Source organism: Devosia sp. P2_G7, assembly GCF_056403495.1.
In genome coordinates this window covers 163,266-186,399 of record NZ_JBFUFI010000010.1, presented here as the reverse complement: position 1 = coordinate 186,399, position 23,134 = coordinate 163,266, and the positions used below count along the sequence as shown (strand labels likewise).

25 protein-coding genes and 1 riboswitch are annotated in these 23,134 nt (G+C 65.1%); of the genes, 13 read left to right on the top strand and 12 right to left on the bottom strand.

From position 1 onward, the window contains the following. Positions 1-4 precede the first annotated feature (4 nt). The 3 genes from AC1DWU_RS17050 to AC1DWU_RS17040 all read right to left on the bottom strand — a co-directional run bounded on the left by AC1DWU_RS17050 (position 5) and on the right by AC1DWU_RS17040 (position 2,615). Complete coding sequence (locus AC1DWU_RS17050; protein WP_477151192.1) at positions 5-1,246, bottom strand: L,D-transpeptidase family protein; 1,242 nt, start codon at positions 1,244-1,246, stop codon at positions 5-7. A 284-nt stretch (positions 1,247-1,530) separates the two neighbouring features. Next, positions 1,531-2,040: a transcriptional regulator LdtR gene (gene ldtR, locus AC1DWU_RS17045; RefSeq protein ID WP_299640485.1), complete on the bottom strand. Its 510-nt coding sequence runs from the start codon at positions 2,038-2,040 to the stop codon at positions 1,531-1,533. Between the two features lie 191 nt (positions 2,041-2,231). Next, complete coding sequence (locus tag AC1DWU_RS17040; protein WP_477151191.1) at positions 2,232-2,615, bottom strand: DUF6163 family protein; 384 nt, start codon at positions 2,613-2,615, stop codon at positions 2,232-2,234. Positions 2,616-2,713: 98 nt separating this feature from the next. On the opposite strand from AC1DWU_RS17040, the gene hemB reads away from it, so the two are divergent. From hemB to AC1DWU_RS17025, 3 genes are all read left to right on the top strand, one after another. Further along, positions 2,714-3,727: a porphobilinogen synthase gene (hemB, locus tag AC1DWU_RS17035; protein ID WP_477151190.1), complete on the top strand. Its 1,014-nt coding sequence runs from the start codon at positions 2,714-2,716 to the stop codon at positions 3,725-3,727. A gap of 77 nt (positions 3,728-3,804) precedes the next feature. Then, the gene (locus tag AC1DWU_RS17030) at positions 3,805-4,296 is read left to right on the top strand and encodes an RDD family protein (protein WP_477151189.1); all 492 of its coding nucleotides are present in this window, start codon (positions 3,805-3,807) and stop codon (positions 4,294-4,296) included. A 79-nt stretch (positions 4,297-4,375) separates the two neighbouring features. Continuing rightward, the gene (locus AC1DWU_RS17025; RefSeq protein WP_477151188.1) at positions 4,376-5,125 is read left to right on the top strand and encodes an arginyltransferase; all 750 of its coding nucleotides are present in this window, start codon (positions 4,376-4,378) and stop codon (positions 5,123-5,125) included. On the opposite strand, the gene AC1DWU_RS17020 is transcribed toward AC1DWU_RS17025, so the two are convergent. The 4 genes from AC1DWU_RS17020 to AC1DWU_RS17005 form a co-directional block, all read right to left on the bottom strand. Then, entirely contained in the window at positions 5,106-6,023 is a 918-nt protein-coding gene (locus AC1DWU_RS17020) for a hypothetical protein (RefSeq protein WP_477151187.1), read from the bottom strand. The genes AC1DWU_RS17025 and AC1DWU_RS17020 overlap by 20 nt on opposite strands. A 59-nt stretch (positions 6,024-6,082) precedes the next feature. Then, positions 6,083-6,973, bottom strand: coding sequence for a hypothetical protein (locus AC1DWU_RS17015; RefSeq protein WP_477151186.1), 891 nt, complete (start codon positions 6,971-6,973; stop codon positions 6,083-6,085). After that, entirely contained in the window at positions 6,973-9,249 is a 2,277-nt protein-coding gene (parC, locus tag AC1DWU_RS17010; RefSeq protein ID WP_477151185.1) for a DNA topoisomerase IV subunit A, read from the bottom strand. The genes AC1DWU_RS17015 and parC overlap by 1 nt, the downstream gene beginning before the upstream one ends. 96 nt (positions 9,250-9,345) lie before the next feature. Next, positions 9,346-9,726: a BA14K family protein gene (locus AC1DWU_RS17005; RefSeq protein ID WP_477151184.1), complete on the bottom strand. Its 381-nt coding sequence runs from the start codon at positions 9,724-9,726 to the stop codon at positions 9,346-9,348. Positions 9,727-9,829: 103 nt separating this feature from the next. Here AC1DWU_RS17005 and AC1DWU_RS17000 point away from each other — a divergent pair, with 103 nt between their 5' ends. Beyond that, positions 9,830-10,348 (top strand): SixA phosphatase family protein, encoded by a 519-nt coding sequence (locus AC1DWU_RS17000; RefSeq protein ID WP_477151183.1) that lies wholly within the window; start codon positions 9,830-9,832, stop codon positions 10,346-10,348. A gap of 26 nt (positions 10,349-10,374) precedes the next feature. Here AC1DWU_RS17000 and AC1DWU_RS16995 read toward each other — a convergent pair whose 3' ends face one another. Then, positions 10,375-10,803 carry a BA14K family protein gene (locus AC1DWU_RS16995; protein WP_477151182.1) on the bottom strand — a complete coding sequence of 143 codons (429 nt, stop codon included), beginning with the start codon at positions 10,801-10,803 and terminating at the stop codon, positions 10,375-10,377. A 119-nt stretch (positions 10,804-10,922) separates the two neighbouring features. Continuing rightward, a riboswitch (ZMP/ZTP riboswitch) is annotated at positions 10,923-11,005 on the top strand. A gap of 138 nt (positions 11,006-11,143) precedes the next feature. Here AC1DWU_RS16995 and glyA point away from each other — a divergent pair. The 4 genes from glyA (at position 11,144) to AC1DWU_RS16975 (ending at position 14,908) form a co-directional block, all read left to right on the top strand. Then, positions 11,144-12,448, top strand: coding sequence for a serine hydroxymethyltransferase (gene glyA / locus AC1DWU_RS16990; protein ID WP_477151181.1), 1,305 nt, complete (start codon positions 11,144-11,146; stop codon positions 12,446-12,448). A gap of 171 nt (positions 12,449-12,619) precedes the next feature. Next, positions 12,620-13,102, top strand: a complete 483-nt coding sequence (gene nrdR, locus AC1DWU_RS16985; protein ID WP_477151180.1) for a transcriptional regulator NrdR — start codon at positions 12,620-12,622, stop codon at positions 13,100-13,102. An 84-nt stretch (positions 13,103-13,186) separates the two neighbouring features. Beyond that, positions 13,187-13,681, top strand: a complete 495-nt coding sequence (gene nusB, locus AC1DWU_RS16980) for a transcription antitermination factor NusB (RefSeq protein WP_477151179.1) — start codon at positions 13,187-13,189, stop codon at positions 13,679-13,681. A gap of 6 nt (positions 13,682-13,687) precedes the next feature. Continuing rightward, a complete protein-coding gene (locus AC1DWU_RS16975) occupies positions 13,688-14,908 on the top strand; it encodes an MFS transporter (protein ID WP_477151178.1) in 1,221 nt (406 codons plus the stop codon). A gap of 25 nt (positions 14,909-14,933) precedes the next feature. Here the strand turns inward: AC1DWU_RS16975 and AC1DWU_RS16970 are convergent, their stop codons facing one another. Further along, entirely contained in the window at positions 14,934-15,383 is a 450-nt protein-coding gene (locus AC1DWU_RS16970; RefSeq protein WP_477151177.1) for an outer membrane protein assembly factor BamE, read from the bottom strand. 160 nt (positions 15,384-15,543) lie between these two features. Between AC1DWU_RS16970 and AC1DWU_RS16965 the strand changes: the two genes are divergently transcribed. The 5 genes from AC1DWU_RS16965 to AC1DWU_RS16945 all read left to right on the top strand — a co-directional run bounded on the left by AC1DWU_RS16965 (position 15,544) and on the right by AC1DWU_RS16945 (position 20,560). Further along, positions 15,544-16,071: a ubiquinol-cytochrome C chaperone family protein gene (locus AC1DWU_RS16965; protein ID WP_477151176.1), complete on the top strand. Its 528-nt coding sequence runs from the start codon at positions 15,544-15,546 to the stop codon at positions 16,069-16,071. Then, positions 16,068-16,622 (top strand): YceD family protein, encoded by a 555-nt coding sequence (locus AC1DWU_RS16960; protein WP_477151175.1) that lies wholly within the window; start codon positions 16,068-16,070, stop codon positions 16,620-16,622. The genes AC1DWU_RS16965 and AC1DWU_RS16960 overlap by 4 nt, the downstream gene beginning before the upstream one ends. A 92-nt stretch (positions 16,623-16,714) precedes the next feature. After that, a complete protein-coding gene (gene plsX, locus AC1DWU_RS16955; protein WP_477151174.1) occupies positions 16,715-17,797 on the top strand; it encodes a phosphate acyltransferase PlsX in 1,083 nt (360 codons plus the stop codon). Further along, a complete protein-coding gene (locus AC1DWU_RS16950) occupies positions 17,794-18,762 on the top strand; it encodes a beta-ketoacyl-ACP synthase III (protein WP_477151173.1) in 969 nt (322 codons plus the stop codon). The genes plsX and AC1DWU_RS16950 overlap by 4 nt, the downstream gene beginning before the upstream one ends. Before the next feature lie 124 nt (positions 18,763-18,886). After that, positions 18,887-20,560 (top strand): hypothetical protein, encoded by a 1,674-nt coding sequence (locus AC1DWU_RS16945; RefSeq protein WP_477151172.1) that lies wholly within the window; start codon positions 18,887-18,889, stop codon positions 20,558-20,560. Here AC1DWU_RS16945 and AC1DWU_RS16940 read toward each other — a convergent pair. From AC1DWU_RS16940 to AC1DWU_RS16930, 3 genes are read right to left on the bottom strand one after another with little or no spacing between them, the layout of a single operon-like run. Then, the gene (locus AC1DWU_RS16940; RefSeq protein WP_477151171.1) at positions 20,557-21,489 is read right to left on the bottom strand and encodes a hypothetical protein; all 933 of its coding nucleotides are present in this window, start codon (positions 21,487-21,489) and stop codon (positions 20,557-20,559) included. The genes AC1DWU_RS16945 and AC1DWU_RS16940 overlap by 4 nt on opposite strands. Beyond that, on the bottom strand, positions 21,482-22,111 hold the full coding sequence (locus AC1DWU_RS16935) for a class I SAM-dependent methyltransferase (protein ID WP_477151170.1): 630 nt from the start codon (positions 22,109-22,111) through the stop codon (positions 21,482-21,484). The genes AC1DWU_RS16940 and AC1DWU_RS16935 overlap by 8 nt, the downstream gene beginning before the upstream one ends. After that, positions 22,108-23,079, bottom strand: coding sequence for a glycosyltransferase family 2 protein (locus tag AC1DWU_RS16930; protein ID WP_477151169.1), 972 nt, complete (start codon positions 23,077-23,079; stop codon positions 22,108-22,110). The genes AC1DWU_RS16935 and AC1DWU_RS16930 overlap by 4 nt, the downstream gene beginning before the upstream one ends. Positions 23,080-23,134 lie beyond the last annotated feature (55 nt).

Below are 23,134 nucleotides of genomic sequence, written 5' to 3'. Positions count from 1 at the left end.
GTGATCAGGCGTCCCCGAAGCTGACGATGCCCTGCGCGTCGAACTGATAGACGTCGTCGCGGAAGCTCACCGTGCCCTGCCGGTTGGCCCAGGCAGTGATGTAGGTGGTGTGGATCGGGATCTGCACGTCGAGCTTGATGTCCTCGCGCATTCCTTGTTCCCAGGCGGACATGACGGTTTCCGGGGTCCAGCCGCCGCCATTGTCGCGCAGCAGCCACGCGACCAGCTCTTCGATGTTCTCGCAGCGCATGCAGCCCGACGAGTGGAAGCGGGCGTTCTCGCCGAACAGCGCCTTCTGCGGCGTGTCGTGCATGTAGACGTCGTACTTGTTGTAGAAGTCGATCTTGCAGTGCCCCATCGAGTTCTCGCCGCCCGGGTCCTGCCGGAAGGTGTACTTCACCGCCTCGGTGGTCTGCCAGTTGATGGCGGAGGGTGGGATCTCGTTGCCGTTGCCGTCGAAGATACGGATGCGGAACTTGGTCAGGTACTCCGGATCCTCGTTCATGTACCGGATCATATCCTTCTCGATGATGCTCTTGGGCACCGTCCAGTAAGGATTGAACTTCACCTGGAAGATCTTGGAGTTGAGGATCGGCGTGGCGCGATCGACCTTGCCGACGACGGAATTGTGGCGCTGCACCACCTGCGCGCCCTCGACGGCCTCGACGGTCGCCGCCGGGATGTTCACCGCGACGTAGCGATCGGAGAGCGCCGAGGCCCACTGGTCGATGCGCTGCGCGTTGAGGCGGAGCTGGTTGAGGCGGTAATCGGCCGGAACGGAGAGCGCGTAGAACGTCGCCTCGTCCACCTGGCCGTTGATGACGAGGCCGTGGCGGGCCTGGAACAGGCGCACCGCGGCGTCGAGCCCGGCGTCGAACTCCTCGTTGACGCGCTTTTCGAGCGGCATGTCGCCGTTGATCATCAGTCGGCGCTTCAAGAGCGCAGCGGCGCGGCGGGATTCACCGAGCTTCAGGCCGAAGGTTTCGCGGCTCGGCGCTTCCCAGCTGCCGTTGGCGGAAACGAACGCCTCGTAGTTCTGGATAGCAAGCTGCAGATTGTACGAGGTGTCGTAGCTGAGGATCGGTTCGATCGTGTCGACGAGGCTCTTGGCGGTGGCCGTGTTGCCTTCCTGGTCGACATTCCGCATGGCGCGGTCCTTGCCGAACATGTCCCAGAAATTGTCTTCTTCAGCCCGCGCAATGGCGGGCATGGCCAACGCGGCGCCAGCAGTCGCCAGGGAGGTCACGAAGGAACGTCGAGTCAGCCGCATTCAGTCACCCACAGTCGGACGTCGGAGAGGAAATCCCTCATAGCATCGCCCCCAGATGTCACCAACGCGGTCAAGCAGCTGTGAACCGCCGGCCGTTCGGACGCACAAAACCAAGGAGCTTGCAGCGACAGAGGGATCAGCCTGCAATTGCTGCGATGCATAGCCGAATTCTGGGCATAAATAAGAAACGCCGGCTTAAGGCCGGCGTTTGCTGAACTCATTGTGGCAGCGATGCCACACTGGTCGTTGAGAGCCTGGGATCAGAGCTTGTAGAGGATCTGATCGACCCAGAAGCGCTCGAGACGGCCGAGTGCCTTGTTGAGGCCTTCGAAGGTCTCGCCATTGAGGCCGCCGACCTTTTCGATCGACTTCAGGTGACGATCGTAGAGTTCGTCGATCACCTCGGCCACTTCCTCGCCCTTGGGGGTCAGCCGGATGCGGACCGAACGGCGGTCGGAACGCGAACGCTCCTGGAAGATGTAGCCGGTCTCGACCAGCTTCTTCAGATTGTACGAGACGTTCGAGCCCAGATAGTAGCCACGCGAGCGCAGCTCGCCGGCGGTCATCTCGGCATCGCCGATGTTGAACATCAGCAGCGCCTGGACGGGGTTGATATCGTCCCAGCCCATCCGGTCGAACTCGTCCTTGATCAGATCGAGCAGCCGGCGATGGAGCCGTTCGACACGGCTGACGGCTTCTAGGTAGAGCGGCTTGAGCCCTGGGGCTTCTTCCGGAACCATTGCCTCTGCGGCGTTGGATTTGATTGCCATTTGTGCCTCACTGTCCTGTCGTCTTGCGCGATTTCTTCGCGTCTCATAGGACCCAAATTACGGGTGCCCAAATAAGATGGCCTTAAGCCGTAGACTTAAAACTATCTTACGGAAAAAGTTCAGGAATTTGGCTTTACGAGAGGTAACCAGGGGTCAGAAAATTGTAACCTGAATCGTCCGTTACCTGTGCCTCAGTCGTGCGCGCGGCGCAGCCGGAAGCTGAGGAAGAACAGCACCGCGATGCTCCCCACCAGCAGCAGCCTCAGGGCAAAACCGAAGGCGCCGATCTGCACGTCGCGCACCCCGCCGAGATAGAGCGCGAGTTCGATCACGGTAGCGCCGACCAGCAGCACGGCACCCCAGCTGGCGCGGATCCAGATGCCCACGGCGGCGAACAGCCGGGCGAGGCAGAACACAGTGAGATAGGCGAAGCCGGCGGGACCGAGGAGGGCGATCGGGCTCTGGGCACCGGACGATACGCCGAGCAACCGCGTCGCGTCGGAGAGCCCAAGCAGCAGCGCGATGATGGCGATGATCCTGAGGTAGCGGCCGGCGAGTTCGCTCTTGAAATCCATGCCCGTGGATAGCGCGGATGGGCCAGTGCGACAAGCGTGAGCCTTGGCGCGGCGCGGCGGCGCCTGCTAGAAGCGCGGCGACCGAGCGGAGCACACCGATGAGCACGAACTGGCCCAAGCACGACATGAGCTTTCTCGGCGGGCGCCGGCAGCGGCGGCTGCGCCGGACCGGGTGGATGCGCAATATGGTGCGCGAGACGGTGCTGACGCCGCACGACCTTATCCTGCCGGTCTTCGTCATCGACGGGCAGAACGAGCGGACCGCGATCAAGACCATGCCTGGCGTCGAGCGGCTAAGCGTCGACCTGCTGGTACAACTGGCCAAGGATGCTGCCGCCGAGGGCATCCCGGCGCTGGCGCTGTTCCCAAATACGCAGGACGATCGCCGCAACGCCGACGGCAGCGAGGCCTGGAACCCCGACAATCTCACCGCGCAGGCACTGCGCGCTATCAGGGACGCCGGCGTCGATATCGGCCTCATCACCGACGTCGCGCTCGACGAGTATTCGTCCGACGGCCAGGACGGGCTGGTCCGTGACGGCGAGATCCTCAATGACGAGACCGTCGAGGCGATGGTCAAGGCGGCGCTGATGCAGGCGAGGGCCGGGGCCGACATCATCGCGCCATCGGACATGATGGACGGGCGCGTGGCTGCCATCCGGCAGGCGTTGGACGCCGAGGGCTTCGACCACGTCGCCATCATGGCCTACTCGGCCAAGTTCGCTTCGGTCTTCTATGGACCGTTCCGCGAGGCCGTAGGTTCGGGCAGCCGGCTCATCGGCGACAAACGCACCTATCAGCTCGACTATGCCAATTCCGACGAGGCGATGCGCGAGGTGGCGCAGGATATTGCCGAGGGTGCCGACATGGTGATGGTGAAGCCGGGCCTGCCGTACCTCGACATCGTGCAGCGCTGCCACGACGCGTTTGATGTGCCGCTGTTCGCCTACCAGGTGTCCGGCGAGTACGCGATGATCAAGCTCGCGGGCGCAGCGGGCGCGATCAACGGCGAGGGGGCCATGATGGAGAGTCTAGTCGCGTTCAAGCGGGCTGGGTGCGACGGGGTGCTGACCTACTTTGCGCTCGAGGCGGCGCGGCTGCTGAACGCCTAGGTCCGATTTTCTGCCCCTGGCCACTTGTGTGGAACTGAGTGGTTCCCATCTTTTTGATCATGAACCAGGGCAACACCATGAACGATCATCTCCCCGACCCGTCCAACGCGCCGGAACTGTTCGATGGCGTACTGCTCCGCCGCGCTGCGGCGTGGCTGATCGACTGCGTGATCATCACCTTCATCACCATTGCGGCGCTGCTGGTTGGCACCGTGTTCGGCATCGTGACACTCGGCCTCGGCCTGATCGCGCTGCCGATCATCATTCCGCTGGCGATCCTCGCCTACTATGCCGCGACGCTCGGCTCGCCGATGCGCGCCACTGTCGGCATGCAGATGATGGACATCGTGCTGACTCCGGTGCGCGGCACGCCGCTCAATGGCTGGAGCATTCTCATCCACCCGATCCTGTTCTGGGTGACGGTGTGGATTTCGTGGCCCTTCTCGATCCTGTTCGCGCTGTTCACGCCGCGCCAGCAGATGCTCCACGACCTGGTGGTCGGCACGCTGATGCTCCGTCGCTCTCCGATGCAGCGCTTCTGGCGCTCGGGGAACATGCACTCCGCCTGATCCGGTGCGCCGGGTGTGATCTGCCATTGCCCGGCTCCGTGCTCGCGTCTATCCTCTCGGTATCGCTCGAAGGACGACGATGACCGATCAGACGCCCGAGAACACCCAGCTCTTTCTCACGGCGGCCATGCCATGCCCGTATCTGCCGGGCCGTCAGGAGCGAAAGCTCTTTACCCATCTGACCGGCCGCAGGGCCGCGTCGCTCCATCACCTGTTGAGCGACAACGGCTTCCGCCGCAGCCAGAACCTGATCTACCGCCCCGCCTGTGACGGCTGTTCGGCCTGCCAGTCGGTCCGCATCGTGGCGCAGGAATTCCAACCCTCTGCCCGCTACCGCCGCATCCTCAAGGCCAACGTCGACGTGGCCGTGGAAGTGTGCCAGCCGCGCGCCACGGCCGAGCAGTTCGCGCTGTTCAAGCGCTACCTCGACGCCCGCCACGCCGGTGGCGGCATGACCCAAATGAGCTTCGTCGACTACGAGTACATGGTCGAGGACACCCCAGTGCAGACCGTGGTGGTCGAATACCGGCTGACCTCGCACCCGCAACGCCCGCTGGTCGCAGTGGCGCTGACCGACGTGATGCCCGACGGCCTATCGATGGTCTACAGCTTCTACGACCCGGCGCTCGACAAGCGCGGCCTCGGCAACCTGCTGATCCTCGACCATATCCAGCAGGTGAAGCTCGCCGCGCTCACCTATGTCTACCTCGGCTACTGGGTGAAGGATTCGCCCAAGATGGCCTACAAGGGCCAGTTCCGCCCGCTGGAAGTGCAGCGTGGGCCACTGGGGTGGCGGCGGCTGGAGTCGCCTAGCGCAACCGCTTCTTGAACGTCCGCCACTGGTGCTTTGAGCGCTCACGCAAAAGCCTGAGGCTTTGCCAGAGCGACTGGTCGGTCTTCACCGGGTGGTAGAGCTGGTTCGGCTCCCGGAAGTTCTGCGGGGCTTCCCCGAAATAGTGGAAGCTCTGCACCGGCCGGTAGTTGAACGTCGTCTCGTAGGTCGACATCAGGTCGAACGGGCCCCGGTAGAAGCGATTGCGCCGTTCGGGAGGCGTGAATGGCCCGTCGCCGCCGATCTCCTCGATTGCCAGACCGAGGTAGGCCGCGACCGAGGGCAGCACGATTTCGAAGTGCCCCTGCCAGTCCCGCGCCGCCAGCTCTGCCCGATAGGACTCGAGCAGCTTGCGGGTCAGCCGGGAGATCGGGAACAGCGCGATAACCGGATCCTCGACCGCCGGCTCCGGCATGCGGAAGTAGCCCAGGTGGCCATAGCGCGGATCGTCGCTGCGGCGTCGCACTCGCGTCGCCAGCAGGTCTCCCGAGAAGGTTGCGGCTTCGGCAAAGAAGTCGCGCCAGTCACCGCTGAAATCGACATCGTACTCGACCAGCCAGAACCGGTCGTAGCCCGACAGGAGGGGATCGAGAAACGCGGTGCACCAAACGAGATCCACGTAGCCCCAGGGAGCTTCGCGACTGTCTTTCATGTACGCAGCATAGCGCCGGGGGAGCAGCGACGCGCCTTGCTCCAGCCCGATGACGATGTCCGGATTCATGTCCGTGGGCACCGGAACACCCGACGAGGACGGTTGGAAGGCCAGATAGACATCGAGAGCGACACCCGCCTCGCGCTTCAACCGGCTGTAGTGATCGGAGACGGCCGGTGTCCAGACATGCGTCAGGAAGACGGCGCAATCGCGCGAAGTGGGGGTAGCAAGGGGCGTGGTCAAGCTATTCTCTGCAGATCGTCACCACCCGGCAGAAGTCTGCATGCCGGGGAGCCGCGTGTCTACCCGCGCCGTAGCATCCGGTTGCGGAATGCCACCCAGTGGTGCCCGAACTTCCGCCAGCTGAGCGCGATCCGGTCACCGAGCGGCAGGTCCGTCTTGACCGGGTGGTAGAGACGGTTGGGCTGCCGGAACGAGTGAGGCGCTTCGACAAAATAGCGGAAGGACCGAGGCGGGCGGAACAGGAACGTCGCGGCGGCACGGCCGACGAGGGCAGGGGTGCTGTAGTGGAGACCGCGCCGCTCGTTGGGGGTGAAGCCTGAATCGCCGCCGATTTCGCTGACACTGAACCCCTTGGCTAGGGCCAGCGACGGAAGCACGATCTCGAAGTGTCCCTTCCAGCCTTCCGCTTCCAGCTCGTTCCTGTAGCTGTCGATGAGCCTGCGGCCGGCGCGGACGATCGGGAAGAACCCGATCACCGGCTCCGGCGGGGCATAGGCCGGCTGCTCGTAGTCTGTGGCGTTTGGCCACTTCGGGGTTTTGTGGCGATACCGCAGATCGAGCCCCAGCAGGTCGCCCTCGTAGCCGACCGCGGCCCCGAAGAATGTTGCCCAGTTGCCGCTGAAGTCCACATCATACTCGAGCGCCCATACCCGTTCGTAAGCGGAGAGGGGAGCCCTCCCGACCGCCGCCATCCACGCCAGTTCCCCGCTGTGAAAGGTCCAGGTCGTTCTGTACTGGGCGAAACGCTGCGGGAAGACCGAAGCGATATCCTCCAAAGTCACCACGACGTCAGGCGACACGCCTGCGGGGACCGCCTCGGGGCTACTGGCCTGGTAGACCAGGTAGACGTCGAGCACCGTTCCGGCCTCGCGCTTCAGCCGCGCGTAGTGTGCCGCAACGCTGGGGCTCCACCGGTGGGTGACGAACAGGACGCAGTCGCGGCTCGGCACTATCCGACGAACCTGTTGTTGCGCGGGAACCCGGTCGGCGGCTGGCGGCCGGCGGAGGCGCGCTCGCCCAGCCATTCGGTCAACTCGCCCACCGTCTTGGTGTAGGTGCGGCCCGAGGAGTCGGTCCAGGTGAGGCCGGTGGCGGAGGGGAAGGTCTTGAGGTCCGAGAGCCCGCCATCCTTGTATTTCTGCAGACGCACACCCTTGCCGCGACCCATTTCGGGCAGCTGGTCGAGCGGGAACACCAGCATCTTGCGGTTCTCGCCGATCACCGCGAGCATGTCACCTTCGACCGGCACCAGCAGCCGCGCTTCCTCGTTGTCGGCGACGTTGAGCACCTGCTTGCCCTTGCGGGTATTGGCGATGAGCTCGTCCTCGGCGACGATGAAACCGTCGCCCTTGCGCGACGCGATGACACGCTTGCGGCCGGGGCGGTAGACGAAGAGATCGACGAGGTCCTGGCCTTCCTCGATATCGACCATCAGCCGCACCGGCTCGCCCTGGCTGCGGCCGCCGGGCAGGCGGTCGCCGGCGAGGGTGAAAACCTTGCCACCCGTGGAGAGCAGCAGCAGTTTGTCGGTCGTCTGGCAGTGGAGATAGAGCTTCAGCCGGTCGCCGGTCTTGAAGCCCTTCTCGTCGATCTCGGTGGTGTGGCCCTTCATCGAGCGGATCCAGCCCTTTTCCGAGAGGATCACCGTGATCGGCTCGCGCTCGATCATCTGGGTCGCCACTTCGTCGTGGTCGATGTCCATTGCCTCGGAGAAATCGGTCTTGCGGCCCCACAGCGGATGCCGGGTCGTGCCGTCCTTCTCGAACTTCGGATAGGCCTTCTTGAGGTCGGCGATCTGCGTCGCGATCTCGCCCCATTGCCGCTTGTCAGAGGCGATGAGTGCGTTGAGGTGCGCCTGCTCCTCGGTGAGGTTCTTGTGCTCGGTGCGCAACTCGATTTCCTCGAGCTTGCGCAGCGAACGAAGCCGCATGTTGAGGATGGCTTCGGCCTGCACGTCAGTGAGGCTGAACGTCGCCATCAGCGAGGCCTTCGCGTCATCCTCCTCACGGATGATCCGGATCACCTCGTCGAGGTTGAGATACGCGACGATGTAGCCGTCGAGCACCTCGAGCCGCCGCGCGATGTCGGCGAGGCGGTTGTTGGTGCGGCGTACCAGCACATCCTTGCGGTGCTCGAGCCAGGCGACGATCGCCTCCTTGAGGCTCATCACCCGCGGCACGACGCCCCGATCGAGGACGTTCATGTTGAGCGGGATGCGCTGTTCGAGGTCGGAAAGCTTAAACAGCTGCTCCATCAGGATGGCAGGATCGACGGTGCCGGCGCGCGGCTCGATGACGAGGCGTACATCGTCGGCGCTCTCGTCGCGGATGTCCTTGAGCAGCGGCAGTTTCTTGGCCAGCAGCAGTTCGGCGATCTTTTCGACGAGCTTCGACTTCTGCACGCCGTACGGGATCTCGGTGACGACGATCTGGTAGACGCCGCGGCCCTTGTCCTCGCGGATCCAGCGGGCCCGTAGGCGGAACGAGCCGCGGCCGGTCTCGTAAGAGCTGTGTATCGAGGCCTGGTTCTCGACCAGGATGCCGCCGGTCGGGAAATCCGGGCCGGGGATGTAGTGCATCAGGTCGGCCGTGGTGGTGGCGTCGCGACCGTTGTTGATCAGGTGCAGCGCCGCGTCGCAGATCTCGGCGACGTTGTGCGGCGGGATCGAGGTCGCCATGCCGACGGCGATACCCTGCGAGCCGTTGGCGAGGAGGTTCGGGAAGTTGGCCGGGAGCACCGAGGGTTCCTCGGTGGCGCCATCATAGGTCGGCTTGAAGTCGACGGCGTCCTCGGTGATGCCCTCGAGCAGCCGCGAGGCGACGCCGGTCATGCGGGCTTCGGTGTAGCGGTAGGCCGCCGCGCCGTCGCCGTCGATATTGCCGAAGTTCCCCTGGCCGTCGACCAGCGGGTAGCGCATGGCGAAGTCCTGCGCCAGGCGGACCATGGCGTCATAGATCGACTGGTCGCCATGCGGATGGAAGCTACCGATCACGTCGCCGACGACCTTGGCCGACTTCTTGTAGGCGCCGTCCGGATCGAGCCGCAGCAGCCGCATGGCATGCAGAATCCGGCGGTGCACCGGCTTCAGGCCGTCGCGAGCGTCGGGCAGGGCGCGCTGGGTGATGGTCGAGAGCGCGTAGGACAAGTAGCGCTCTTCGAGCGCCTCGCGCAGATCGACGACCCGCTTGTCCTCGCCGTCGGGGGGGAGGGTCTTGTCGTCGCTCATCGTAGGGTCAGGCTCATGCGAATCATTGCCGCACTATAGCGACAAGCCTGGCTGCCGGGGGTGCAGCGTGGCCGCATCCCCGGCGAAACGCATCGTTTAGAGGCGGCAGCGGTGCCAGCGGCCGTCGAAACCGAGGAATGCATCTCGCTCCAGGTCGAAGGACCGAAAGCGCGTCGAGCAGCGCTGGACATGGATGCTCACCAAGCCGCTGTTGGTCAGCGTGCTGCCGATGAACAACCCGGCGCCGAAGCCGAGAATGCCCGGTGCCCAGAAGAAGGGCGAATGCAGGCGCCGGACGATCCGGTGCCCGCGCTTATGCGACCAGCGCGGTCCGCAGTTGATGCAGCGCGCCTCGAGCATCCGGACCGGGCCTTGATAGATGAGCGGGCCGAATGGCGCGGCCGCGGCGGGCATCGGTATCGCCATCACGCTGGCGAGAACGGCCGCAACAGCGGCGCGAGCGAGATTGTTCATCATCAGAACTCCACTCCGATAACGCGCGTGACAACAAGCGTCAGGCCCGCGATTTGGTTGCAATCGCGGCTCGCGGTGGCTTTGTCGCAGCGCTACAATCCCCGCCATGCCGCGCCTCATCCTGATCCGTCACGCCAAGTCCGACTGGGCCGACACAAGTCTTACCGACATCGACCGGCCGCTTGCCGAGCGCGGCATCGTGGCTGCGGCGTGGATCGGGGATACGTTGGCAAAACGGGGCTGGCGTGCCGACCAGGTGCTTTGCTCGACCGCGAGACGGACGCGCGAGACCCTGGAGCTGGCCCTAGGGCGCATGCCCCCCCAAGCTCGTCCGGCCGAAATCGGCTTTAGCGACGCCGTCTATGCGCAGCGGGACGACGACTATATCGAGCTGATCCGCAGCCAGCACTACAACGGCGCGCTGATGCTGGTGGGGCACAACCCGGCCACCGAGGAAACGGCTGCGTTGCTCGTGGGGGAGGGCGACGCCGATCAGGTCTCGACGCTCATGGAACGGTTTCCGACCGGCGGGATTGCAGTGATCGACTTCGATGTGGAGCAATGGGCAGGGATCCGGCGCGGGACCGGCCGGCTGGTCGATTTCCTGAAGCCGCCGAAGGGGTAGGGCGCCGGTCCGGCGCCCCGCCTGCATCAGAGGTTGCAGCGGTGATAGTCGCCGTCATAGCCGAGGAACATGTCGGTCTCGGCGTTGTACGAGCGGTACTGCGCCTCGCAGGCCGCGACATGGTCGTCGAAGTCGTCGTCGTAACGATCGACGTTGCGGTTCATGCTGCCGACGATCGCGGCGCCCACGGCGAAGCCGAAGATGCCGGCGCCTATCGAGCCGAGATGGGGCCGGTTCCACAGATACCAGTTGTGATAGTCGTTCTTGCCCCAGCGGTTGTGGTTACGGCGCCAGTCGTCGCAGCCACGCCAGTTCGGGTGCTCAAGACAGCGTTCGGAAACGTAGCGCTGCTGCTGCCCGATGCTGATGTTGACGGAAGCCGCGCTGGCCGGCGCCGGGATCATCATGAGGCCGGCAAGACCAGTGGCGACGATGGCGGAAGCGAGGTTCTTCATGTGAGACTCCTAGTCTTCTTGTTGTGCTGACGCTGCCTCCAAACGCGCCTCGGGGCTCATAGTTGCTCGGGGGCCCGGCGCGAGGGGCTTTCATCGATCGGCCAACTCTGCGATAAGAAGCAGGTTCGCGCGACTGGCGAGATCAGATGGGGCACCATCGGGGAACGCGAACTTCAAGCTGCCGCTCGCCTGGGCAACCCGTAGAAACATCATGGGAGCCCGCATGAACCCGAGAACCCGCACTCTTTGCCAGGCTGTCGCCAGCTTGGAATCGCCGCTGCCCGCGTGCTACACGCACGCCAGCAAAACCCCCCATTCCTTGTGCCCCGGGAGACGCTAAATGAGCGCCGCCACATCCCTTCCGCTCTTTCCTCGTTTCTTCACCAACACGCTCAGCGAAACCGATCCCGAGATCGCCGAAGCCATCAAGCTGGAGCTTGGCCGTCAGCAGCACGAAATCGAGCTGATCGCGTCCGAGAACATCGTGTCCAGGGCCGTGCTCGAGGCCCAGGGCTCGATCATGACCAACAAGTACGCCGAGGGTTACCCGGGCAAGCGCTACTACGGCGGCTGCCAGTACGTGGACATCGCCGAGAACCTGGCGATCGAGCGTGCCAAGCAACTGTTCGGCGCTAATTTCGCCAACGTGCAGCCCAACTCCGGCTCGCAGATGAACCAGGCAGTATTCCTGGCGCTGCTCGAGCCCGGCGACACCTTCATGGGCCTCGACCTCAACTCGGGTGGTCACCTGACGCACGGTTCGCCGGTCAATATGAGCGGCAAGTGGTTCAAGGTCGTGTCGTACGGCGTCCGCAAGGACGACCATCTGCTCGACATGGATGAGGTGGCGCGCCTCGCCCGCGAGAACAAGCCCAAGCTGATCCTTGCCGGCGGCACGGCCTATTCCCGCGTCTGGGACTGGGCCCGGTTCCGCGAGATCGCCGACGAAGTCGGTGCCTACCTGATGGTCGACATGGCCCATATCGCCGGCCTCGTCGCCGGCGGCGTGCACCCCTCGCCCGTGCCGCATGCGCATGTGACGACCACCACGACGCACAAGTCGCTCCGCGGCCCGCGCGGCGGCATGATCCTCTCCAACGATGAGGCGATCGCCAAGAAGATCAACTCGGCGGTGTTCCCGGGGCTGCAGGGCGGGCCGCTGATGCACGTCATCGCGGCCAAGGCCGTGGCCTTCAAGGAAGCGCTGCAGCCCGAGTTCAAGGCTTATGCCCGCCAGGTTGTCGCCAACGCCCGTGCGCTGGCCGCGACGCTGATCGAGAACGGTCTCGACGTGGTCTCGGGCGGCACCGACAACCACCTGATGCTGGTCGATCTTCGCAAGAAGAACGCCACCGGCAAGCGGGCGGAAGCCGGCCTCGGCCGCGCCTACATCACCTGCAACAAGAACGGCATCCCGTTCGATCCGGAAAAGCCCTTTGTGACCTCGGGCATTCGTCTCGGCACGCCGGCGGGCACCACCCGCGGCTTTGGCGAAGCCGAGTTCCGCGAGATCGGCAAGCTGATCGTCGAGGTGCTGGATGGGTTGCGCGAAGCCAATTCCGACGAGGGTAACGCTGCCGTCGAGGCGGCGGTGCGCGACAAGGTCGTGGCGCTGACGTCGCGCTTTCCTGTCTACGCCGACTGAGATGACGGGGCGCCACCCCTTATCCGGCGCTTCGCGCCACCTTCTCCCCGACGGGGAGAAGAACAGGGCGTCGACCGCGCAGGCTGGTTTCCTCTCCCCGTCGGGGAGAGGGCGGCCCGGCGAAGCCGGAACGGGTGAGGGGCGCTGGCCCGAGACTGAAGAGGTACGCTGATGCGCTGTCCCTATTGCGGAAATGATGACACGCAGGTCAAGGACAGCCGGCCGACCGAGGATTCCAACGCCATTCGCCGTCGCAGGATCTGCAATGCCTGCGGCGGCCGTTTCACCACCTTCGAGCGCGTGCAACTGCGCGAGCTGCTGGTGGTCAAGAAGTCCGGCCGCAAGGTGCCGTTCGATCGCGACAAGCTCGCGCGCTCGGTCAACACCGCGCTGCGCAAGCGCGATGTCGAGCCGGAGCGGGTCGAGCGGATGATCTCCGGGGTGGTTCGGCAGCTCGAAAGCCTCGGCGATGCCGAGATCAGCTCCGACCAGATCGGCGAGTTCGTGATGGAGGGGCTGAAGGGCCTCGACGACGTGGCATTCGTGCGGTTTGCCTCGGTCTACAAGAACTTCTCCGCTGCCGACGATTTCCGCTCGTTTCTCACCGAACTCGGCGATGACGAGCGTCACAAGCCCAACCACGACGACGATTGAGATTGCGGTTCTGCCGCCTAGTGGCTAAGCCAAAGGGCAGAACATTGCGCGTCTCACCGCGTACAACGAAATGACTTTCTAGATATGGCCCAGCCTAAGCCACGTGATCCTTCGACTCCTCGCACCGCCAACCAGCGCGGCGCGGCTCGGCTGGCCGCCGTCCAGGCCCTCTACCAGATGGATGTCGGTCGCCAGACGCTCGAGGATACCCTGAGCCAGTTCAGCACCGTGCATCTCGGTCGCGAGATCGAGGGCGAGGATTACCTGCCGGCAGATGCCGACTTCTTCCGCCAGATCGTCACCGGCGTGATCAAGGGCCAGTTGCAGATCGATCCCGCCGTCGACGATGCGCTGGTCGACAGCTGGCCGATGGGCCGCATCGATGCGACGCTTCGCGCCATCCTCCGTGCCGCGGCGTTCGAGCTGCTGAAGCGCAAGGACATCCCGTCGCGCGTGGTAATCACCGAGTATGTCGACGTCGCCAAGGCCTTCTATGAGGACGACGCGCCCAAGATGGTCAATGCCGTGCTCGACGAGGTGGCCCGCAAGGCCGGCCGCGACAGCGAGCAGGCCAGGTAGGGCGCGATGGACGAGCGCGCCAAACAGACGACTGGCACGCCTCTTCGCAATATCGGTCTGCTTGCCACGGCGCAGGCCATCGTCGGCTCAAATCAGGCAGTGCTGGGAGCGGTCGCGTCGCTGACGGCGATCGCCATGATCGAGAACAAGTCGCTTTCGACGGTGCCCGTGACCTTCATGATCATCGGCACCGCGCTGGCCACCGGGCCGTCGGCCTATATCATCCACTCCTGGGGCCGCCGGCAGGGCTTCATGCTCGGCGCCGCGCTGGCCATCCCCGGCGCGCTGCTTGCGGCGCTGGCCGCGTGGCTCGGCAACTTCTGGCTGTTCACCGTGGCTTTGGGGCTGCTCGGCGTCACCTCGGCTTTCGCCAATCAATACCGGTTCGCCGCGGCTGACAGCGTGCCCATGGCCCTGAAGGCGCGGGCGATTTCCTGGGTGCTGGCAGGCGGCGTCATTTCGGGATTCCTCGGGCCCTGGCTCAGCATCCTGACCAAGGACCTGATCCCCGGAGCGACCTTTGTCGGCACCTATGTTGCGATGGCGGTGTTGGCGTTGATCGCCGTCGCGGTGCTGGCTCTCACCCGGCTCGCGCCCACTGCGGCGCAAGCGGCGATCAAGAAATCCGGCAGGTCGTTCAAGGTCTTGCTGAGCAGCGTCGACATTCTCGTGCCGATGCTCGGCGCCTCGGCCAGCTTCGCGCTGATGGTCATGGTGATGGTCGCGGCACCGCTGGCCATGGTCTATGTCTGCGGGCACACCACGGAGGAAGCGGCGTTCGCCATCCAGTGGCACATCGTCGCAATGTTCGCGCCCAGCTTCATCACCGGCTCGGTGATCAACCGCATCGGCGCGCACCTCACGGCGGCGCTGGGACTGCTGCTGATCCTCGCCTCGGCGATCGTCAACCTCACCGGAATCACGGTGGCGCACTTCGTGATTTCGCTGGTGCTGCTGGGGGTTGGCTGGAACTTCGGATTCATCGCCTCAACCGCGCTGCTGTCCACGGCCTATCGGCCCGAAGAGGCGGCGCGGGTGCAGGGGCTGAACGAGCAGGTGGTGTTCGGCGTGATGGCGCTGGCGTCGATCGCCTCAGGCCTGCTGTTGCAGCTGATCGGCTGGCAGTCGATCAACATCCTGGTGATTCCGCTTGCCGCGGCAGCAATCCTGGCGCTGGCATGGAGCAGCATGCGCCCCAGGAATGCCCCGGGGCTGCCATCGGCATGAACGCCGTCTGAAGCCATTCTGAACGTCAGATCGACGAGATGATCGACTCGAGGAACGTGCGGTCCTGGCCATAGGACGGGGTGCGGCGGCTCTCGATCGAGAACGACTTGCCGTCCTTGACGCCCAGCCGCTCGGTATCGACCACCTTGTTCTTCTTGTCGAAGTAGACGACCAGCAGGGTGCGCTCCTTGCTGAGCTCCATGCCGAAGGCCGTCTGCTGCACCTTTTCGCCTAGGTAGTACCAGGCGGTTTCGGTGGCGAAGGAGTTGGTGACCTGCGGCGAGCCGAGCACAGCGGTGACCAGCGCGGCACTCTGGCCGACGCGAATCTGCGCCACGGCATCTTCGGAGATTTCGTAGCCGCGGGCCCGCGACTGGGTCAGGCTCATGCCGCTGCTGCAGGCCTCAAGCGACAGGCTGAGGAGCAGCACGGCGGTAATCGGGAGGAGGCGGTTAGTGACGGTGCGCAAAGGCATCAATTTGACTTTCCCGATCGCTGTCTACTATTAGCACGGCCTTGGCCGAGCGGGCACTGTGTAGCTGTCAAAGGCGCCCGCTGGCAAGCTAGGTTGCATCCTTGCCCGAACCCTTCCACACCGGCAGCACCTTGTCCCGCAAAACCGCGGAGCGCGACTGATGATATTGAACTTGTTCAGGAAAAACCCGGCCACGGACGCTGTTTATGCGATCTATACAGCTATTGTGGCGCAATCCCGGCAACCGGTGTTCTACGCCGAGTGGGGTATTCCGGACACGGTGACCGGCCGTTTCGACATGATCTCGCTGCACCTGTCGCTGCTGTTCCGGCGGCTGCGCGTCGAAAAGCAGGCCGGGGCGGAGTTCAGCCAGGCGCTGTTCGATTTGTTTTTCAAGGACATGGACCGTTCGCTGCGCGAGATGGGGGCAGGCGACATGGCCGTGCCCAAGAAGGTGCGGAAGATGAGCGAGCTCTTCTATGGCCTGATGACCAGCCTCAATGAGGCGATGGATCGCGACGACCGGCCGGGCGTCGAGGCCGTGCTGCGCCGCAACGTCTATGGCGAGGCCGACTCGAACCATGCTGCCGCATTGGCGGGTTACCTCTTTACCCAGTACGACAAGCTGGCCGAGCAGCCGCTCGGCGATATCGCCGGCGGGCGCCTCGAACTGGCGGCTGCAGCATGAGCGGCGAGCTGAAGCAGGTGCGGATACCGGATGCCAGCATCCGTCTCGATTCGATGCCGACCGCCGGGCGCGACCTGGTGCTGTCGGTGGGTGCGGCCGACCGGCTGGCGATTGCCGACCAGCTGGGCATCACCGCCGTGGAAAAGCTCGACGTGAGGCTGCATGCCGTGCGCTTCAAGGGCGGCATCCGGGTGACCGGGCGGCTGATCGGCACCACGGTGCAGCCGAGCGTGGTGTCGCTGGAGCCCGTGACGCAGGAGATCTCCGAGCCGATCGAGCGGGTGTTCCTGCCCGGCGGCGAGAAGGAGTACGCCGTCGCCGCCGATGCGGAAATCTTCGTCGACCTTGAAGGCGAGGACGTGCCGGACCATTTCGAGGGCAACGAAGCCGACCTTTCGGCGCTGATCATCGAAACCCTGGCCCTGGCCATGGATTCCTATCCGCGCTTGCCCGGTGAAACCCTGGGCGCGTTGGGCGATGATGGCGACATGGGAAGCGACTTGCCTTTCGCCGGCCTCAAAATCCTCAAGACTCCCGAGGACAAGGGGTAGGGTCCGGTTGCGTCCGGGTGATATCTTGCTTGGGGTAAGCGTTTGAGTATGTTGAAACCCGTCTCCGCTAGGGGACGCTGGACCAGGCGGCGATGAGCGACTCCATCCGTATCTCGGTTGACGCCATGGGCGGCGACAAAGGCCCGCGCGTGGCGGTCGAAGGCGCGCGCCTGTTCTGGCGCGAGCGCAAGAACACCAACTTCATCTTCCATGGCCGCGAGGCCGACCTGAAGCCGCTGCTCGACGAGTTTCCGGACCTCAAGAAGGTCTCGAAGATCGTCCATGCCGAGAACGTCATCTCGATGGACGAGAAGCCGTCGCAGGCCCTGCGCAAGGGCCGCGGCACATCCTCGATGTGGGCGGCGATCCAGTCGGTGAAAGATGGCGAGGCCGACGTCGCGATCTCCGGTGGCAATACCGGCGCGCTGATGGCGATGGCAACGTTCTGCCTGCGGCCCATCGAGGGCATCTCGCGCCCGGCGATCGCGGCGCTGTGGCCGACGCTGAGGACCGACATCATCGTGCTTGATGTCGGCGCCACGGTGGGCGGCGACGCCAAGCAGTTGACCGACTTCTCGATTCTCGGCGCGGCGCTGGCTCGTGCGCTGTTCGACCAGGAGCTGCCGACGGTCGGCCTGCTCAATGTCGGCACCGAGGAGATGAAGGGCCACGACGAGGTCAAGGAAGCGGCGCGCATCCTCCAGGCGGCGAGCGGCGAGGGCTTCATCTATCACGGCTTCGTCGAGGGCGATGACATCGGCAAGGGCACGGTCGACGTGGTGGTGACCGAGGGCTTTGCCGGCAATATCGCGCTTAAGACGGCCGAGGGCACCGCCCGGCAGGTGGGCACCTATATCCGCGAGGCGCTGAAAGCCGATATCGTCTCGATGCTCGGCGCAGCCATTGCCGGGCAGGCGCTACAGGCGCTCAAGCGCAAGCTCGACCCCCGCAACATCAACGGCGGCGTGTTCCTCGGCCTCAATGGCGTCGTCATCAAGTCGCATGGCGGTACCGACGAGATCGGTTTCAAAGGCGCGCTGAGCCTTGCCTACGAAATGGCGCGCAGCCGTGTCATGGACAAGATCGGCGAAGGCATGCGCCGCTTCCCCACACTCAACGTGGCGCCCCAGGCAGAGGCGGCGCCCGCTCCCGAACCCGAGGCCAAACCCGCGTGACCGACAAGAAATCCATCATCCGCAGTGTTGGCGCTTACCTGCCGGCGCGTGTGGTGACCAATGACGAGCTGGCAAAGACCGTCGACACGTCCGACGAGTGGATCGTGCAGCGCACCGGCATCCGGCAGCGCCACATCGCGGCGGAAGGCGAGAACACCTCCGACCTCGCCGCGGCCGCCGGCCGCAAGGCACTGGAGAATGCCGGACTCACGATCGACGACATCGACCTGATCGTCGTCGCGACGACGACGCCGGACATGACCTTCCCGGCAACGGCTGCGGTGGTGCAGCAGAAGCTCGGCATGCACCATGGTGCGGCGTTCGACATCCAGGCGGTGTGCTCGGGCTTCGTCTATGCGGTGGCGACGGCCGACTCGTACCTCAAGAACGGGCTATCGAAGCGCACGCTGGTGATCGGCGCCGAAACCGCCTCGCGCATTCTCGACTGGAACGACCGCACCACCTGCGTGCTGTTCGGCGACGGGGCAGGGGCCGCGGTGATGGAAATCAGCAAGGCCGGCGAAGAGCGCGGCGTGCTCGCGACCTCGCTGCGCTCCGACGGGCACTTCTGGAACAAGCTCTATACCGATGGCGGCCCGAGCTCGACGCAGTCGATGGGCCACGTCCGCATGGAGGGCAAGGAAGTGTTCAAGCACGCCGTCGGCATGATCACTGACGTGGTCTACAAGGTGCTCGAGGATACCGGCCACACCATCGACGATCTCGACTGGTTCGTGCCGCACCAGGCCAACAAGCGCATCATCGACGGCGCCGGCGTGAAGCTCGGCCTGCCGCCGGAAAAGGTAGTGGTGACCGTCGATCGCCACGCCAACACCTCCGCCGCCTCGGTGCCGCTGGCGCTGAACACGGCCGTCGCCGACGGCCGCATCAAGCGCGGCGACCTGGTGATGATCGAGGCCATGGGCGGCGGCTTCACCTGGGGCGCCTCGCTGATCCGCTGGTAGGCGGCTTAGCTCAGAAATACCCTTGGAACGGTGGCCGGAAACGGCCGCCGCTATTGCTGCGCCTTCCGGCCGGCGACATCCTACACGCGATCACCGAATCTCACATTAGGTTTAGGTCGTGGCCGTGCAGCAGGTTGAACGCGAAGGCGTAGCGGACGCGACCGGGATCGACAGCCAGCTGTTGGTGCTGCTCGCGACAGTGGCCGTTTTCGCGATCTATGCCTGGTCGACCTGGGTCGGCACACTGCCACGGATCGCCTGGGACGAACTCGGTTTCATCGCCCAGGCGCAATGGCTCGCCGGGGCGCCCGTGACCATCAACATGGGAACAGCGCCTTACTATCACGCTGGCTACTCGCTGCTGCTGGTGCCGGTGCTGTGGTTCACCCATGATCCGCTCGTGGCCTACAAGGGCTTCATGCTGGTCAACGCGGGGCTCGCGGCGCTGCTGGTGCCGCTGCTGGTCAGCATTGGCGCGGCATTCGGCTTCAAGCGGTCGCCGGCAATGGTGCTGGCGGCGGCCATTGTCGCGCTCTGGCCATCCAGCTTTTTCGTCTCCCACTACGCCTGGTCCGAGGCTCTGTTCCGGCTGGTATTCGTCCTGCAGGTCTGGTCGCTGACGAAGCTTGCGCTGAACCCCCGGGCGCGATGGGCGCTATTGTTCGCCGCCACCGGCGCGGCGCTCTACGCGGTTCACCCCAAGGCGCTGCTGATCCTGCTGCTGACCCCGATTGTGCTGATCGCGCTCCGCGCGATGCGAACGGTCGACACGCGCGCCCTCGTCGCAGCGCTGGTGCTCTTCGTCGTTCTTGTGGCCGGCGAGATGGCTGCAATGGACTACCTGCACGCTGCGCTGTGGGGTGATGGAGCCTATTCGGCGGAACAAACGCTCATGGGCCGGTTGCTGCGGCCGGATGCTCTGCTTACCGGCCTGACCGTGATGCTTGGACAGTTCTGGTACCAGTTGGCGGCAAGCCTCGGCCTCGCCGGGTTGGGTCTGTGGTTCGCGGGCCGCCAGGCGTTGACACCCGGCGCTCCGACGCTTCGGCTCGTGGCGGGTTACGTGGTTGCGGCGGTACTTGCGGTTGCAGCCGCTTCCGTCGTGCAGATGCTGGAGCCGACGCGCGTCGATCACATCGCCTACGGGCGGTACATCGACAGCGCTTCGATCGTGCTGATCTGGCTGGGCCTGTGCTGGCTCGTGCTGGGCGAGCGGAGCAGGGAGCAGCGGCTGGTTTGCATAGTCGGGGTCGTAGTGATCGTGGCGGCCGGCTGGCTGCTGGCGGTGCTGCCGTTGATGGCCGAGCTTGAGCCGGCGCATCCGGAGGCTGTCGCCGGAGTGGGTTGGCTCGCCGGGGTGGAGTCGACGCCGCTGCGCTTTTTCGGGGCAAGCTCGATATTCCTCGCCGTGCCTGCGGCGCTGCTGCTGCTTGCCGGCCGGATCGGCCGGATGATCGTGCTCGTGCTGTTCATCGGCCTCGCCGGAGCGGCGATCCATTGGCACGAGCTGCAGCATGCCGAGGTGCAGCTACTGTTTCTCAACGCCGATGTCGACGCGGTGCATAAGACGCAACTGGCGCCGCTGTACTGGTCGGAGGCGGTGCGCGACCAGTCGCCGTGGTCGTACTCGCTGCAGTACGCGCTCGATGCACCCTTCCTCGACATGGACGGGCCGCTGCCGGCCAAGGCCGGGTTGATCTCAACCGACCCGGCTTCGGACGGTCTCGCGTGCGCAGCGCGCCTGCCGCGGGGACTATACCTGTTGGCCAATCCGCCTGATGCGGGAACGGGCTGCTAGGGCTTCCGTTTCATAGCGAAGCCGATAAGGGCCAGCAGCACATCGCCGAAGGTGGTGATCAACCGGTGGCCGAGCGCGACGGTGGTGGCGCCTGGGATACCGGCGGCGGTCAGGCCGGCGATCAGCACGGCGTCGCGCACGCCAAGGCCGCCTGGGGCGCCGGGAACGAGGAAGCCGATCAGCCAGGCGGCGGCGGTGATGCCGATGATCTGCGGCGAGGCCGCGCCGGGGCCGCCAAGGCTCCAGGCCAGCGCCAGCGCGAGGCCACCGCTGCCGAGCATGAACAGCAGGTAGAGGCCCAATGCCAGTACGCCGCGGCCGACGATACGACCGGCGAGGCGCTGGACCTTGAGCCTTCGGGCAACGGCGGCGAAGAGCACGGTCACCACACCGGTGCATCCGATGACGATAGCGGGCAGTAGCAAGGCTTCGAGGCCGTGGAAACGCAGCTGATCGAGCAGCAGGGGCAGGGCAAGGATCGACGCGATCACTCCACCAGCAGCCGAAAGCAGTGCCAGTTCGACGAGCTGGGCGATGCCGAGTGCGGTGTGGGAGGCACCGGCGGTGCGGGCCTCGACATAGCGGCCGACCATGTGGAGAACGTTACTCGGCAGGTACTTGTAGACCTGGGTGCGCGCGTAGATGGCCAGCGCCGGCAGGAGCGCGATGGCGGGGCGATCGATGGCCGCCAGCATGCCGTGCCATCCGAACGCGAGGAGGAGCAGCAGCAGCGCATAGGCGAGGCTGCCGCCGGCGATCGTCGCGAGGAACGTCGGTGAGGTGACATCGGCGCTGAGCTGGCCGAACGAGCGCTGGACGGCGAAGACCACGAACACCAGCGCGGCCAGCGTCACCGCAATGCCGGCTGCCTTGAGCCAGGGGTGGAGGCGCGAGGGCCTCGCGACGGTGTCTGGCTTCAGCTCATCCACTGCGGCACAGAATCATGGTCCAGGGCAGCGGGCGGCGGATCTCGACGATCTCAAAGTTCTGGGCGATCAGCGAGATGAAGGCCGACGAGGACCAGTGCTGGATGTGTCCTGGGGTGTTGCCAAGCTCGGCCATGTATTTGCCGCGCATCACGTTCAGCACGCGCCAGATCGGCTCGCGCGGCACGCTGACCAGCAGGTACGGGGTCGCGATCCTGTGCAGGGATGCAAGGGCGCGGGCGGTGTCGGGGATGTGCTCGAGCACCTCGCAGCAGATCGCGAGCGGGGCACTCTGCTCCGCCCTCAGGTCGTACAGTGAGCGAACCTCGAATGCAGCAGGTAGGCCGCGCTCGGCGCATTGCGCGTTGGCCTCGGCGACGCTGCTCGCCTCGAGGTCGGAGCCGTGCACGGTCCAGCCGCGATCGGCAAGCCGCATGCTGAGATTGCCCTCACCGCAGCCAACCTCATAGGCAGTGCGCGCCCCGGTCTTCGCCGTGAGCTCATCGAAGGCGGCGAGGAAGCCATCCATCAGCAGGCGCGCGACCGGGTTCCTGGTGTTGTACTTGTCGTAGTGGTTGCCGGGGACGTTGACGTAGTCGTGCCGCACGTGGGTCGGCCCGCTCATGGGGCGTGCTCCCGGGATGGCGCGGTTCGCTGCAGTTCGGCCCGCAACTGCCGCTCGCGGATTTCCTCGAGCAGCCGCCGGTTGGTGGCGATGAGATCGGCGAGGATGCCGCCCACCGCGAGGATGCCCGACACCGCGAGGAGCCCGGCGCCGAGCACCAGTGACTGGATGTTGCCCGCGCCTTCGCCGATGGCGAAGTGGTAGAGGAAACGCACGAAGACGATGACAGCAGGCAGGGCGACGATGATCGCAAGGCCGAGGAAGAAGCGCAGCGGTTTGTAGAGCACGAAGATGCGGACCACCGTCAGGATCGACCTCGCCACGTAGCTACCGATGCTGCGGACCAGCCGCGAGGGGCGCAGGTCGCCGTTGACGCCCACCGGAACGGACGCGATGGCGATGCCGTTGCGGCCGGCCTGGATGATGGTCTCGAGCGTGTAGGTATAGGAGTTGAACACGTTCATTCGCACCGCCGCATCGCGGTGAATGGCGCGGAAGCCGCTTGGCGCATCGGCGACCACCGTGCCGCTGGCCTGCTTCACCACCCACGAGCCGAGCCGCTGCAGCAGCTTCTTGATCGGCGAGAAATGCGCGATCTGCTCGATCGGTCGGGCGCCGACGACGATCAGCGCCTTGCGCGCGAGAATCGGCGCCACCAGATCGGGAATCGAGCGGGCGTCGTACTGGTTGTCGGCGTCGGTATTGACGATCACGTCGGCGCCAAGCCTGAGGCTGGCTTCGATGCCGGCCATGAATGCACGAGCCAGACCCTGGTTGGTCGGCAGCGATACGATGTGGTCGACGCCGTTCGCCCGCGCCACCTCGACCGTACGGTCGGTGGAGCCGTCATCGATCACCAGCCATTCGACGCGCTCGAATCCTGTCACGCTGCGCGGCAGGTCGGCGAGCGTGATCGCGAGGGTGGCTTCCTCGTTGAGGCACGGAATCTGGATGATCAGCTTTGACAAGTTGGATCCGACGGTCGCGAGGGTCCACGACGTGTGGCGCCGGACCAAAACTCTC